We start from the raw sequence: 12,711 nt of genomic DNA, 5'->3' as shown, positions 1-12,711 counted from the left end.
ATGCAGGCCACCCTCTTCGGCACCCTGCCCTTCGCCCTCGCCGAGATCACCGACCGGGTCCGGAGGACGATGCTCGACGGCGACTGCTGGATCGACCACGTCGACAGGTGGGCTGCCGGTGCCGACGACCTCCACCTGGAGTTGCTGGGGACCCTGGACTGGCGTTCACACAGCCGCTGGATCGTGGACCGCGAGGTGATCGAGCCGAGGCTCAGCACGGGGATCGCCAGGCCATCTGCCCCGCTGTGCCGGATGGCCGCCCGATTGGCCCACCACTACGATCAGGCGTTCACGGCCAGCTGGGCGAACCTCTACCGTGACGGCAACGACAGCGTGGCCTGGCACGGTGACCGCTTCCGCCCCGGTGCCGAGCACGAGACTGTGGCACTCGTCTCCCTGGGAGGCCCGCGTACGTTCCGGGTCCGGCCCCGCGGAGGTGGGCCATCGCACGCATGGAACCTCGTCTCGGGCGACCTGCTCGTGATGGGTGGTCCGACCCAGCACCGCTTCGAGCACTCCGTACCCAAGGCATCCCATGCCCCGGCCCGGGTCAGCGTCGCCTTCCGCTGCCCACGGGGACGGGAGTTCGATCCAGCCGTCGTAGACAGCCCGACGGGCCGGAGGCTGGAAGCTTCCCGCCTCTGAACGGGCGGATCCCGACCGCTACGGTCCCCGTCACGGAACGAGACGCCGCCGGGGAGAACAGGGAGCAGACGCCATGGGTCGATTCGACGGAAGGGTGGCCCTGCTCACCGGTGCGGCCTCGGGGATCGGCAGGGCAACGGCACTCCTCATGGCCGCCGACGGGGCCGCCATCGCAGGCTTCGACCGCGACGGCGACGGTCTGGCCGCCGTAGCCGCCGAGGTGGCCGACGCCGGCGGGAACATGACCACGACGGTAGGTGACGTGTCGGACCGGGGGTGCTGCAGGACCGCCGTCGACGAGGCCGTGTCCTCCCACGGGCGGCTCGACGTATTGGCCAACATCGCGGGGGTGGCCTGGAGCGAGCACGTCGCCGACGCTACCGAGGAGACCTGGAACCGGATGCTGGGCGTCAACGTGTCCGGGGTGTTCTGGTGCTGTCAGGCCGCCATCCCCCACCTGCTCGAGACCCACGGCAACATCGTCAACATCGCGTCGAACGCCGGCCTGATGGGACAGGCCTACACGGTCACCTACTCGGCGACCAAGGGAGCGGTGGTCAACATGACCCGCGCCCTGGCCATGGAGTTCATCAAGCAGCCGATCCGGATCAACGCCATCGCCCCCGGGGGCGTGGACACGGCCATGACCCGCAACTACTCCATGCCGAAGGACCTCGACTTCTCCCTGATGCAGCCCTACATCGGCTTCAGGGACATGGCCGACCCGGCAGAGTTGGCCAATGTCATCGCCTTCGTGGCCTCCGACGAGGCAAGCCGCATCCACGGCGCCATCATCCCGGTGGACGGAGGCCTCACCGCCGGCTGACCGGGCCCTGCGCGACCTGTTCGAACTACCGTCTCGGCTATGGATCGCACGTACGTGCTCGGCGTCGACCTGGACGGGGTGTGCGGCGACTACACCGCCGCCTTCCGCTCGGTGGTCGCCTCCGAGCTCGGCGTCGACGAAGCCTCGCTGCCCCTGGAGCGCTCATGGGACTTCGCCGAATGGGGGCTCTCGGCCGATGAGTTCGAACGCCTCCACCACCTCGCCGTCACCGAGCACCGCATGCTGCGCTGGATGCCGGTCATCGCCGGCGCAGCCGAGTCCCTCTGGAGGTTGTCCGACGCCGGGGTCCGGATCCGGGTCATCACCCATCGCCTCTACGTCAACTGGGGACACGCCACGGCCATCGCCGACACCGTCGAATGGCTGGACCGGGTACGCATCCCGTACCGGGACATCTGCTTCATGGGCGACAAGCCCGAGGTGGGGGCGGACCTGTACGTCGACGACGCCCCACACAACGTCGAGGCCCTCCGGGAGACCGGCAACCGGGTGATCCTGTTCGACGCCCCCTACAACCAGGGGGTGCCCGGAACCCGGGCCCTGGACTGGACGGAGTGCGAGCAGATGGTGCTCCGGGACGCCGCAACGGCGGGCTTCGAGTTCCAGACGTCCCTTCCCGGCATGGAGCGGGGCGCAGGACGCTTCGACCGTTGAGGATCCGGCCTGCCAGTCAGCGCCGCCTGTAGTCGGGCGCCCGCTTCTGGGTGAAGGCCAGCGGGCCCTCGCCGGCATCCTCGGAGGAGAAGACCGACCGGATGAGCGGGAGCTCGAAGGCGAAGGCCTCCTCCTCGGTCATCCCCGACGTCTCCCTGAGGGTGCGCAGAACCGCCTCCACTGCCAGCGGGCCGTTGGCCGCCACCGTCACCGCGATCTCGCGTGCGCGCTCCAGCGCCGTCCCGTCCGGTACCACGTGGCCGATGAGGCCGAGGGCCCGCGCCTCGGTTGCCGTCACGTGCTTCCCGGTCAGGAGGATGTCAGCGGCCTCGGTGAAGGGGATCTGCCTGGCCAGCCGTACAGCCGATCCGCCGCCCGGATAGAGCGACCAGCGGACCTCGGACACCCCGAAGGTGGCGCTCTCTCCAGCCACCCGGATCTCGGTCCCCTGCAGGATCTCCGTACCCCCGGCGATGGCGTTGCCCTCCACCGCTGCGATCACCGGCACCCGGGGATGACGCGTCTTGAGCAGGCCGTCGTAGATCCAGTCCGATCCGTCCCGTTCCATCCGGCCCTTCACGTCGTAGTCGTCGCTGTCGCCGGCGTCGCCGGCCATGGCTCGCAGGTCCATGCCGGCTGAGAAGTGGTCACCGGCTCCGGTCAGGATGCAGACCCTGACGTCGGGATCGGCATCGATCTCGTCCCAGGCATCAGCCAGGCGGGCGAACATGGCCAGCGTCATGGCATTGCGCCTCTCCGGCCGGTTCATGGTCAGGGTGACGACCGGTCCTTCTCTCTCCATCAGCAGGTCAGGCACCGTTCCTCCTTGAGAACCGGTGGTCATCCGGCCAACGCCGGCATGACCTCGTCGACCACCAGGTGCAGGGACTCCCATCCGACGGCCGGATCTATGCCACCGCACAACGGGTGGAGGACGACGGCGCCTCCGGCACACACCAGGTCCACACACTCCTCCGGAGTCACGATGAGGTGCTGGCCGCCCGCCCGAAGTTGCTCCACGTCGTCGGCCTCCACCTTCCAACTCGTCCGCTGGTCCGGATACTGCCACGAGGCATAGGAAAGGGCGTCGTACAGGAGGTTGGGGCCTATCCGGTCCCACAGGGCATCGGGGTCCCGCGTGACCATGACCAGCCCGGCCCCGCTCGGCATCATGCAGAACGGCGAGCCGTGCCCGCAGGCCTCAGATTCCAGGAGGTAGGCGTCGAGGAGTTCCCGGTCCTCTACGGCCGGGATGAAGGGGAGGTGCAACCGGGCGGCGCGTCGAGCCGATGCCACCACCGAGCCCCCGACGGCCAGCAGGGAGCGGGGATCCGACGCCGGCTTAGGGGTCACCCAAGCCGTACGGCCGTCCAGCTCGAACGGCTCCCCCTCCCACGCCCGGAGCATGGTCCGGATGCCGGCCTCGGCATCGGCCCCCCGACGGCTCCTGTCCCTTCCGAACATCTCGAACTCTGCCTCCCGGTAACCGATGCCGACCACCACGTTGAGGCGCCCGGGTGCCAGGAGGTCCAGAGCGGCGATGTCCTCGGCAACCCGGAGCGGGTCGTGGAGCGGCAGCAGGAGGGCCGACACCGAGCAGAACAGGTTCCTCGTCGCACCCAGCACCGCTCCGGCGACAGCCAGCGGCGCGTTAATGAAACCGTCCTCGCAGCCGTGGTGCTCTGACAGGACCACCCCGGCGAAGCCCCGATCGTCGGCCCATCGGACCATCTCCAGCATCTCCCCGTACTGGGCGACCGGGGTGAGGCCCTCCACGAAGGGTGGGATCCTCAGGTCGAAGCGGAGCAAGAACACCCCGGGCCTCCCGGTAGTCGGCTCGAGGAACGGAGGGCCGCGCCGGTCATAGGTCTGCGAAGGCGGCGCGGACCACCTCGAGGTCCTCGCGGTTGGTCAACCCGATCCACTCCTCGTCGGTGGACAGTACCGCTATGTCCAAGGAGCCCTCCCGGTGCTGGCCGGCCAACGCCTCGGGGAGGAGGAACTCCACTGTGGGGTCCGCGGAGTTCACGGCGTGGAACTCGTCCCACTGCCCGACGAGGCGCTCCACGGCATGCAAGGGCAGGCCCCATATGTTCATCGACACCGGCGTCGTCGGATCCAGGTCGCCGAACGGATCCAACGCGGTGATCGTGGCGCCTTCCCATCCGATGCCATGCGTCTCGACCAGCCCCTCGAGCAGGCCGTCGGCCCCCAGGCGACACACCCCGCGGGACACCCGCCCCGAGTCGGGCAAGGTTCCTGCCAGGGGAAAACCCAGCATCACCGCCCGGCTCCCGGTAGAGGCGACGGCCTCCGCCACACGGACCACGCCGGTCGCCCCGTAGTAGTCGTCCGCGTTGACGATCACAGCGGGGCCGTCCAGCAGCGAGGCCGCTCCAGCCACAGCGTGCCCCGTGCCCCAGGGCCGGGCCCGGGGAGGCCCGAAGGCATCCTGGTGTACGACCTCCAGATCCAGGCCACTGCCGTGCTGGGTCCGGAGGTGGCGCCTCAGGTCCTCGTCTATGTCGGAACGGGCGATGACCACGATCCGGACCACACCTGCCGCCAGAGCGTCCCGGATCGTGAAGTCCAGGATCGCCTCGCCGGCCCGGCCCACCTCGGCCAGCTGCTTGACCCCGCCGAAGCGGGTCCCGAGGCCGCCGGCCATAACCACCAGAGCCGCGTCGGACACGCTTCAGCCTGCTCAGTCGGCCGCGGCCCTGCGGTCCCGGTCGCCGCGCAGGAACGCCTCGCGTGCAGCGTCGCCGGCGCCTAGCAGGTTCAGCTCGAAGGTGAAGCCCTGTTCGTACCGGTAGCTGCGACGGACGTCCACCGGGTCGATCCCGTTCAGGGAGGCCTTGGCTGCCCGGACCACCATCGGATCCTTGGCTGCGATCACCCCGGCCAGCTCCATGGCCACATCCCGGAGGTCGTCCTCCGGAACCACCCGGAGCACCGAGCCGTAGGCGTGGAGTTCCTCGGCCGTGGCCGGCTCACAGCTGTAGAGCATCCAGCGTGCGCGGTGGGCGGGGACGAGCCGCATCAGGTGGGTGGCGGCACCCAGGGCACCGTTGTCGACCTCCGGGAGGCCGAACCCGGCACCCTCGACGGCCACGACCACGTCAGCGTTGCCGGCTAGCCCGATCCCGCTCCCGAGGCAGAAGCCGTTCACGGCCACCACCACCGGAGCCGCACACTCGTAGACGGCCCGGAAGGCCTCGAAGCAGGAACGGTTGGCCTCCACCAGGCCCTCGTGGCCATCCATTGCCTGGATCTCCCCGATGTCCACCCCTGCACAGAAGCCCCGGCCCTCGGCTGTCAGGACGACCGCCCGGACGTCGTCGCGACGCCGGTATCCATCCAGGAGATCCGCCAGGGCGTAGGTGTCGGCGATGCCCAGGGCGTTCACAGGCGGATTGTCCATGACGATGGTCGCCACGCCATCGTCGATCGTCTCGTGCAGGGCCATGGGTCGCTCCGTCCTCCTAGCGGCGTACAAGCACCGACGAGCCGTGGCCGAACAGGCCCTGGTTGGCCGTCACGCCCACCCGTGCCCCCTCCACCTGGCGATGGCCGGCCTGTCCCCGCAACTGCCAGGTCAGCTCGCAGACCTGTGCGATGGCCTGGGCCGGAACCGCCTCGCCGAACGCCCCCAAGCCGCCGCTCGGGTTCACGGGAATCCGTCCACCGATGCTCGTGGCGCCCGAGCGCAGCAGCGACTCGGCCCCGCCCACCTCACAGAGCCCGAGCTGCTCGTACCAGTCCAGCTCGAGGGCCGAGGACAGGTCGTACACCTCGGCGACGTCCACGTCCACCGGACCCAGGCCGGCCTCCTCGTAGACCCTGGCGCCGATCGACTCCTTGAAGCCCAACTCCGCGGCCTCTGATCCGGCGGCCGAGTCGGTGGCCAGGTACGGCAGGTCGATGACGGTGTCGGGATAGGTCGGCGTGACCGTCGACAGCCCCGCCACCCTCACCGGGTCGCCCGCTCCACGGGAGCGGGCGTAGTCCATCGAGCTGACCACCAGGGCCGCGCCGCCGTCGCTGGTGGCGCAGATCTCCAGCAGGCGCAGCGGGTCGGAGACGACCGGCGAGTTGGCCACATCCTCGACCCCGTACTCCTTGGGGTAGCGGGCGTTGGGATTGTGGACGCCGTGTCGGCTGTTCTTGGCCTTCACCAGGGCGAAGTCCTCCGGAGTGGCCCCGTGGAGGGCCATGCGACGGCGGGCGTGGAGCGCGAAGTAGACGGGGTTGGTGGCCCCCACCATGTGGAACCGGAGCCAGTCCGTGTCGTCCGGTCGGTCGCCCTCCGCAGGAGCCAGGAAGCCCTTCGGGGTGGTGTCGGCGCCCACGACGAGCGCTACGTCACAGGCACCGGAGAGGATCTGGCCCCTGGCGACCGACAGAGCGGTCGCGCCCGAGGCACACGCCGCATAGGAGCTGGCCACCTGGGCTCCGGTGAAGCCGAGCGCCCTAGCGAACGTTGAGCCGGCGACATAGCCGGGATAGCCGCACCGCACGGTGATCGCACCGGACACGAAGCCCACGTCCCGCCAGTCCACCCCAGCGTCGGCCAGGGCCTCGCGGGCGGCGTGAACCCCGTATTCCGCGAAGTTGCGGCCCCACTTGCCCCACGGGTGCATCCCCACCCCGAGGACGGCGATCTCATCCATCGGCGTCGCCTCCGTTCAGACCCGGCCGTCGGCCGACAGTCCGACGGGTCGCCACTGCCAGGTCAGGTACTCGCGTTCATCGTCCTCGTAGAGCACCCCGAGGACCAACTCGACCTCCATGTCCACCTCCAGGTCCTCGACGGTCCATCCGGGGGCCACCTGGCCGAGCACCACCATCCGCTCCACCTCCAGCTCGACGGCGGCCACCACCACCGGCACGTAGGGCTCTGTGAGGATGAACGGTGGGGGTGGCGGATAGGCGCTGTTGGTGAAGGACCAGATGCGGCCGACCCGGCTGAGCAGCACCTCATCGACCGCGGCTGCCGGATGGTGGGGATCTGCGCCGCCGAGGTGGAGTGGAAAGCAGTAGCCGCCGGAATCGACCATACGACCACCTATCAGGTGTGGTTCTTCGCCGAGCGTGAAGAACCCCTCGATGGCGGGCACCCGCTGCTTGGTGGTCACTGTCATGGACGCTCCGGGGATCCTCTTCCAGGACAGGTCGCTGGATCCTGTCCGGTGACGCCCGATCCTATGGCCGTGGTAGCCGTCGGTTCCCAGCGGGGCCCGGAGCCCGATGTTCCCCAGCGGGATCCGGAGCCCACCAGCCCACTCAGCGGAGGATCCCCCCACCGTCGACCTCGTACACGACGCCCGAGCCGCCCGACGACCTCAACAGATCGAAGGTCGCATCGGCCCCCGCCCCGTCGCGGTCCACGATGGCCACATGGGAGGCGCCCTCGGCCGAGTAGAGGAGCGATGCGGCACGGCCGATGCCACTCCCCGCTCCCGTGACCATCACCACCTTGCCTGCAACCAGGGTCATCGGACCGACGGTAGTCGGATCACCGACCTGACATCGCCAGCTTGTGACGTGAGTCATCGGAGCCGCCCCGCGGCCCCAGCGATGCCCGGGCCGGATGACGAGCCCGCGATCGGCGACCGGTACCGTCGCCGTTGTGGGCGGACAGGATATGGCACAGGTCTCCGGAGACAGTGCAGACCTCGAGCTCGCCGGTGACGACGAGTTCCCGACACGAGTTGAGGAGTTCCTCGACGCACACTGCCGGAGGATCAGCGATCCCACCGGCGAGGACGGTGACGGCCAGGGTGGCGAGGCGGATGCACTCCTCCGGACCCGGGCCTTCCAGGGATCCCTGGCAGATGCCGGCCTGGCCGGCCTGACATACCCGGCCATCTTCGGCGGAGCGGGCCTCACCCGCCGCCACCAGGAGGTGTTCGACAGGGTGTCGGCCGGATACCGGCTACCGAACGCTCCCCTGTCCATCTCGCACGGCATGTGCCTGCCCATGCTCGCCCAGTTCGGCACCGAGGAGCAGAAGGCCGTCTACCTCGCGGACAACATCCGCGGCGATGCCATCTGGTGCCAGATGTTCTCCGAACCGGGTGCCGGGTCCGACGTGGCCGGGCTCTCCACCCGTGCCGTCCGGGACGGCGAGGAGTGGATCTTGGACGGTCAGAAGGTGTGGACCTCGGGAGCCCACTACTGCGACTTCGGGATCGTGGTGGCCAGGACCGATCCGACCCTGCCCAAGCACCAGGGCCTCTCCATGTTCATCGTGGATCTGCGATCGTCCGGAGTCGAGATCCGACCGCTCGTGCAGATCTCCGGAGCGCGTGGCTTCAACGAGGTCTTCTTCACCGGCGTGCGGATCCCGGCCGGGAACCTCCTCGGGGAGGTGAACCAGGGCTGGAACCTGGCGGTCTCGATGCTCATGTTCGAGCGTGTCTCGATCGGCGCCGGCGGTGGCGCCCTGAACGCGAAGCGATGCCCGGAGCTCACCATGCTGGCCCGGGAACTCGGCCGGTCCCACGATCCGGTAATCCGCCAGGGCCTGGCCGACCTGTACGTCCACGAGGAGATCAAGGACTACATCGGCCAGCGCATACGGGCCACGGTCGCTGCCGGAGGAGTACCGGGCCCTGAGGGTTCCATAGCCAAGCTCAGCGGGGCCATCCTGGCCCGCCGCTCGCGGGACCTGGCCATGGCCATCGTCGGCACGGCCGGCCAGGCCTGGGGGGATGGGGATCCGGCTTCGGCGGCGTCGGCACGCTGGTCCGCCTTCTGCATCAGCGCCGCCGGGGTGAGCATCGCCGGTGGGACCGACGAGGTGCAGCGCAACATCATCGGGGAACGGGTCCTTGGGCTCCCCAGGGAGCCAGACCCGTTCAAGGGTGCCGCCTGGCAGGACATCCCCCGGAACTGACCACCGACGGCGCCCCGGACAAGTGTTCATCGACCTCACCGACGACCAGAAGGCCCTGCAGGTTGAGCTCAGGGCATATTTCGGCGACCTGATGACGCCCGAGGTGAAGGGCCGTGTCTCCAGCGCGGAGTTTGCCGAGAACCACGACTACAAGGCCCTCATCCGACAGGTCGGGTCCGACGGCTGGCTGGGGGTCGGATGGCCGGTCGAGTACGGCGGCAGGGGCTTCACCCCCATCGAGCAGTACATCTTCTTCGACGAGTCCCAGGCTGCCGGCTGTCCCATCCCGTTCCTGACCACCAACACCGTCGGGCCGACCATCCGGAGGTTCGGCACCGACGAGCAGAAGGACTTCTTTCTGAGGCGGATCCTGGCCGGCGAGATGCACTTCTCGATCGGCTACTCGGAACCCGATGCCGGCACCGACCTGGCCGCGCTGCGAACCCGAGCGCTCCGGGACGGCGACAGCTGGGTGGTTAACGGACAGAAGCTGTTCACCAGCCTCGCCTACAACGCCGACTACGTGTGGCTCGCCGCCCGGACCGATCCAGACGCTCCCGCACATAAGGGCATCACCATGTTCCTCGTCGACACAACCGACCCGGGGTTCTCCATCCAGCCCTTCGAGACCTTCGGCCAGACGCACACCACCGCCACCTTCTACGACGACGTCCGGGTACCGGATGCCATGCGGGTCGGCGAGGTCAACGCCGGCTGGGGCCTCATCACCGACCAGCTCAACCACGAGCGGGTCTCCCTCTTTCCCGGGGCACGCCTGGTCAGGATCACCGACGACGCCGTGTCCTGGGCAAGGGACACGACCGCCGCCGACGGCCTACGAGTCATCGACCACGAATGGGTCCGGGTGAAGCTGGCCGAATGCCGTGCCCTGGCCCGCCACCTCGACCTCCTCAACTGGTATGTGGCCGCCGAGAACACCCACGGCCGCATGGGCCCCGCGGACTCCTCAGCGGTGAAGGTCCACGGTTCGGAGTCGATGCACAGGGTCTACACGCTCATCACCGAGGTGATCGGGGCCACCGGCCACCTGAAGGAGGGTTCGCCGGGCACGTCGATCCTGAACACCGTGGAAGCCTCCTACCGCAGCGTCTGGGTGCTGACCTTCGGCGGCGGCACCAACGAAGTACAGCGCGACATCATCGGCATGGCCGGCCTGGGCCTCCCACGCCAGCAGCGCCGCCGGACGGACGGGGGGTAGCCGCAATGGACTTCACCCCCACGGAGGCCCAGCAGGCGGTTGCAGACCTGGCCGACCGCATCATGGGCGACCACCTGGACATGGAGCGCCACGCCTCCGTCGAGGCGGCCGGGGACTGGTTCGACCGGGACCTCTGGGAGGACCTTGCCGAGGCCGGCCTCCTCGGCATCGCCCTCGGGACCGACGTGGGCGGGGGTGGCCTGGACGCGGTCGCCCTGACAGTGCTGCTACGGACCCAGGGGGAGCACGTCGCCCCCCTACCACTGCTCCCATCCTCGGTGGCGGCCCTCATGGTGGACCGGCACGGCTCAGAGGAGCAGCGCAGCCGTCTGCTGCCCGACGTGGCCACCGGTCGCACCGTCCTGACTGTCGCCGTCCAGGAGTTCCTGAACGACCGGCTCGCCGAACCGTCCACAGCCTTCGACGGCGGGACGCTCCGGGGTACCAAGGTGGTGGTCGAGCATCTCGACGCAGCCTCGCTGGCACTGGTCACGACATCGACGCCGGACGGCCCCCGCTGCGTCCTCGTGGACCTCGCCGGATCGGGAATAGGCCTCCTCAAGGGAACCTCCACCCGTCGACAACCTGTATGGGAAGTCTCCTTCGACGGAACGCCGGCCGAGCTGCTCGGTGGCGGGACGACCGTGGACGCCCTCCTGGACCACCTCAGGCTCGGCGTCTGCGCCACCCAGCTGGGCGTGACCGAAAGGGCACTCACCATCACCGCCGAATACACCTCCACTCGACAGCAGTTCGGTCGCCCCATCGCCACCTTCCAGGCAGTGGGACAGCGCCTGGCCGACCAGTTCGTGAACGTGGGCGGGATCCGGCTGGCCACCCTGTCCGCGGCATGGCGCCTTGCCAACGGGGTGGATGCAGCCGAGGACCTGCTGGTGGCCAAGTGGTGGGCCTCGGAACGGGCCACCGACGTGGCCCACGCCACGCAGCACTGCCACGGCGGTATGGGTGTGGCCACCGACTATCCCCTCCACCGCTACACCCTCTGGAACAAGCACCTCGCCACCTCGCTCGGGGCCGGAACCCAGAGCCTGCGCGACCTCGGCGCCCTCCTGGCCCGCTGACGACCCGGAGCCCCACATGGCCCACCACGACCTCCTGATAATCGGTGCCGGGTCCGGCAACTCGATCATCGGCCCTGAGCACGACGACTGGGACGTGGCGATCGCGGAGCCCTGGTCCTTCGGCGGAACCTGCATGAACCGCGGGTGCATCCCGTCCAAGATGCTCGTCCATGCCGCCGACCTGGCGCTATCGGCTCGCCGGGCGCCAGCCCTGGGTGTGCACACCACCTTCCAGCGGGCCGACTGGCATGCCATCCGGAACCGGATCTTCGGACGCATCGACCCCATCGCCGCCGCCGGCCTCGAGTACCGCCACTCGCTTGCCAACGTCACCGTCTACGAGCACAGCGCTCGCTTCACCGGCGAGCGCACGGTGGAGCTGGCCGGCCGGGAGGTCACAGCTGAGCGAATCGTGGTGGCTGCAGGGGCCCGCACCGTAGTGCCCGACGTACCCGGCCTGGCCGGTACCCCGTTCCGCACCTCGGACGACGTGATGCGCCTGGAGGACCTGCCGGAGCGACTCGTAATCCTCGGGGGCGGTTTCATAGCAGCCGAGATGGCCCACGTGTTCGACGGCCTCGGAAGCCGAGTGAGCATCGTGCACCGCGGCGACATGCTCCTGAGGGGCGCCGACGCGGATGTGAGGCGTTGCCTGACGGACACCTACGTCGACCGGATGGACGTACGCCTGGGAACCACGATCACCGAACTGGCCCACGACGGCACCTACGAGATCCTCCTCTCCGACGGGTCGACCCTGCGGGCCGACCAGCTGCTGGTTGCAACCGGCCGACGGCCCAACGGGGACCTGCTCGAGGTCGACCGGGCCGGCATCGCCGTCGACGAACGGGGCTACGTCACCACCGACTCCCACCTTCGCACGACAGCCGAGGGCGTATGGGCCCTGGGCGACGTCACCAACCCCCGACAGCTCAAGCACACCGCCAACGCCGAGGCCCGGATCGTGGCCCACAACCTCACCGACCCGGATGACCTCCGGAGAGTGGACCGGCGGTTCACCCCACATGCAGTCTTCGGCCATCCCCAGATCGGAAGCGTGGGCTACACCGAGCAGCAGCTCGTGGATGCCAGCCGCCCCTACCTCGTGGCGACCCGTCACTACTCGGACACCGCCTACGGATGGGCCATGGAGGACACCACCGGTTTCGCCAAGGTGCTCGCCGACCCCGACACCCGCCTCCTCCTGGGCGCGCACATCGTGGGACCGCAGGCACCGACGCTGATTCAACAACTCATCCAGGGCATGGCTGCCGGGCTGACCGTGGACCGTATGGCCCACGACCAGCTCTACATCCATCCCGCCATGCCCGAACTGGTCGAGCAGGCACTGCTAGACCTCTGA

14 protein-coding genes are annotated in these 12,711 nt (G+C 69.1%); 7 read left to right on the top strand and 7 right to left on the bottom strand.

The window, feature by feature from the left end; genetic code table 11:
- The 3 genes from MK177_01725 to MK177_01715 all read left to right on the top strand — a co-directional run bounded on the left by MK177_01725 (window position 1) and on the right by MK177_01715 (window position 2,146).
- Window positions 1–645, top strand: coding sequence for an alpha-ketoglutarate-dependent dioxygenase AlkB (locus MK177_01725; GenBank protein MCH2426032.1), 645 nt, complete (start codon window positions 1–3; stop codon window positions 643–645).
- 73 nt (window positions 646–718) lie between these two features.
- Complete coding sequence (locus tag MK177_01720; protein MCH2426031.1) at window positions 719–1,471, top strand: SDR family oxidoreductase; 753 nt, start codon at window positions 719–721, stop codon at window positions 1,469–1,471.
- A gap of 39 nt (window positions 1,472–1,510) precedes the next feature.
- Window positions 1,511–2,146, top strand: coding sequence for a hypothetical protein (locus MK177_01715; protein MCH2426030.1), 636 nt, complete (start codon window positions 1,511–1,513; stop codon window positions 2,144–2,146).
- Window positions 2,147–2,162: 16 nt separating this feature from the next.
- Here MK177_01715 and MK177_01710 read toward each other — a convergent pair whose 3' ends face one another.
- The 7 genes from MK177_01710 to MK177_01680 form a co-directional block, all read right to left on the bottom strand.
- Window positions 2,163–2,963: a crotonase/enoyl-CoA hydratase family protein gene (locus MK177_01710; protein MCH2426029.1), complete on the bottom strand. Its 801-nt coding sequence runs from the start codon at window positions 2,961–2,963 to the stop codon at window positions 2,163–2,165.
- Between the two features lie 23 nt (window positions 2,964–2,986).
- Entirely contained in the window at window positions 2,987–3,961 is a 975-nt protein-coding gene (locus MK177_01705; GenBank protein MCH2426028.1) for an LLM class flavin-dependent oxidoreductase, read from the bottom strand.
- Between the two features lie 46 nt (window positions 3,962–4,007).
- Window positions 4,008–4,838 (bottom strand): NTP transferase domain-containing protein, encoded by an 831-nt coding sequence (locus MK177_01700; protein ID MCH2426027.1) that lies wholly within the window; start codon window positions 4,836–4,838, stop codon window positions 4,008–4,010.
- Window positions 4,839–4,850: 12 nt separating this feature from the next.
- Window positions 4,851–5,615 carry an enoyl-CoA hydratase family protein gene (locus MK177_01695; GenBank protein ID MCH2426026.1) on the bottom strand — a complete coding sequence of 255 codons (765 nt, stop codon included), beginning with the start codon at window positions 5,613–5,615 and terminating at the stop codon, window positions 4,851–4,853.
- Window positions 5,616–5,631: 16 nt separating this feature from the next.
- Window positions 5,632–6,819 carry a lipid-transfer protein gene (locus MK177_01690; GenBank protein ID MCH2426025.1) on the bottom strand — a complete coding sequence of 396 codons (1,188 nt, stop codon included), beginning with the start codon at window positions 6,817–6,819 and terminating at the stop codon, window positions 5,632–5,634.
- A 15-nt stretch (window positions 6,820–6,834) separates the two neighbouring features.
- Window positions 6,835–7,290: an OB-fold domain-containing protein gene (locus MK177_01685; GenBank protein ID MCH2426024.1), complete on the bottom strand. Its 456-nt coding sequence runs from the start codon at window positions 7,288–7,290 to the stop codon at window positions 6,835–6,837.
- A 142-nt stretch (window positions 7,291–7,432) separates the two neighbouring features.
- Window positions 7,433–7,645, bottom strand: a complete 213-nt coding sequence (locus tag MK177_01680; GenBank protein ID MCH2426023.1) for an SDR family NAD(P)-dependent oxidoreductase — start codon at window positions 7,643–7,645, stop codon at window positions 7,433–7,435.
- 133 nt (window positions 7,646–7,778) lie between these two features.
- Here MK177_01680 and MK177_01675 point away from each other — a divergent pair, with 133 nt between their 5' ends.
- Genes MK177_01675 through MK177_01660 form a run of 4 tightly spaced genes read left to right on the top strand, consistent with a single transcriptional unit; the run spans window position 7,779 to window position 12,711 of the window.
- Entirely contained in the window at window positions 7,779–9,047 is a 1,269-nt protein-coding gene (locus MK177_01675) for an acyl-CoA dehydrogenase family protein (GenBank protein ID MCH2426022.1), read from the top strand.
- A gap of 22 nt (window positions 9,048–9,069) precedes the next feature.
- Window positions 9,070–10,266 (top strand): acyl-CoA dehydrogenase family protein, encoded by a 1,197-nt coding sequence (locus MK177_01670; protein MCH2426021.1) that lies wholly within the window; start codon window positions 9,070–9,072, stop codon window positions 10,264–10,266.
- A gap of 5 nt (window positions 10,267–10,271) precedes the next feature.
- Window positions 10,272–11,348 carry an acyl-CoA/acyl-ACP dehydrogenase gene (locus tag MK177_01665; protein MCH2426020.1) on the top strand — a complete coding sequence of 359 codons (1,077 nt, stop codon included), beginning with the start codon at window positions 10,272–10,274 and terminating at the stop codon, window positions 11,346–11,348.
- Between the two features lie 16 nt (window positions 11,349–11,364).
- Window positions 11,365–12,711, top strand: a complete 1,347-nt coding sequence (locus tag MK177_01660) for a mycothione reductase (protein MCH2426019.1) — start codon at window positions 11,365–11,367, stop codon at window positions 12,709–12,711.

The organism is Acidimicrobiales bacterium, assembly GCA_022452145.1.
In the GTDB taxonomy this organism is placed as follows: domain Bacteria; phylum Actinomycetota; class Acidimicrobiia; order Acidimicrobiales; family MedAcidi-G1; genus UBA9410.
Note: the sequence above shows the minus strand (reverse complement) of the source record. Positions and strands in the feature narration are given on the sequence as shown.

What these genes read in the sequence shown, in the direction of transcription:
- MK177_01720 (MCH2426031.1), top strand. Translation starts at nt 719, where the DNA reads ATGGGTCGATTCGACGGAAGGGTGGCCCTGCTCACCGGTGCGGCCTCG.
- MK177_01680 (MCH2426023.1), bottom strand. Translation starts at nt 7,645, where the DNA reads ATGACCCTGGTTGCAGGCAAGGTGGTGATGGTCACGGGAGCGGGGAGT.
- MK177_01695 (MCH2426026.1), bottom strand. Translation starts at nt 5,615, where the DNA reads ATGGCCCTGCACGAGACGATCGACGATGGCGTGGCGACCATCGTCATG.
- MK177_01715 (MCH2426030.1), top strand. Translation starts at nt 1,511, where the DNA reads ATGGATCGCACGTACGTGCTCGGCGTCGACCTGGACGGGGTGTGCGGC.
- MK177_01660 (MCH2426019.1), top strand. Translation starts at nt 11,365, where the DNA reads ATGGCCCACCACGACCTCCTGATAATCGGTGCCGGGTCCGGCAACTCG.
- MK177_01725 (MCH2426032.1), top strand. Translation starts at nt 1, where the DNA reads ATGCAGGCCACCCTCTTCGGCACCCTGCCCTTCGCCCTCGCCGAGATC.
- MK177_01685 (MCH2426024.1), bottom strand. Translation starts at nt 7,290, where the DNA reads ATGACAGTGACCACCAAGCAGCGGGTGCCCGCCATCGAGGGGTTCTTC.
- MK177_01690 (MCH2426025.1), bottom strand. Translation starts at nt 6,819, where the DNA reads ATGGATGAGATCGCCGTCCTCGGGGTGGGGATGCACCCGTGGGGCAAG.
- MK177_01665 (MCH2426020.1), top strand. Translation starts at nt 10,272, where the DNA reads ATGGACTTCACCCCCACGGAGGCCCAGCAGGCGGTTGCAGACCTGGCC.